This window comes from Phytoactinopolyspora endophytica (genome assembly GCF_004138495.1).
GTDB classification, from domain to species: Bacteria; Actinomycetota; Actinomycetes; order Jiangellales; family Jiangellaceae; genus Phytoactinopolyspora; species Phytoactinopolyspora endophytica.
Map to the genome: position 1 here is coordinate 293,884 of NZ_ML142849.1, position 454 is coordinate 294,337.

Sequence of the window (454 nt, forward strand, 5' to 3'; positions counted from 1 at the left end):
ACCGGCGTCGGCCACATACAACTCACCGTCATCGCCGACAGCAACGGCGACCGGAGAGAGGAACTGAGCGTCTGTGGCGGGACCGCCGTCGCCGGCGTGCCCGGGTTCGCGGGTGCCGGCGAGGACCGTCAGGCGCCCGTCGCCTTCAACACCCATGACCTGGCCGACCATGCCGTCGGCGATGTACAGCCCACCGTCCGGACCGGCAGCGAGACCGCTGACCCCTGCCAGCCCGTCAGGGGTAAAACGAGCGACGTACTCGTCGAATTCCGTGACTAATCCCCCGGCCACGGTTTTGATCGTCCCGTCCGGAGCGACCATCCGGATATACGCGCCCGACCAGTCACCGCGGACACGGCTAGCGATATAGAGGTTCCCAGCGTCGTCGAACGCCAGATCCTGCACCTCACCAAGCGCCGCATCGACCGCCGGACCACCGTCACCCGAATGCCCC

1 protein-coding gene is annotated in these 454 nt (G+C 67.4%); it reads right to left on the bottom strand.

Annotated elements, in window-relative coordinates:
* The coding region (locus tag ELR45_RS01285; RefSeq protein ID WP_205855665.1) for an NHL repeat-containing protein at positions 1–454 on the bottom strand (454 nt) is incomplete at both ends.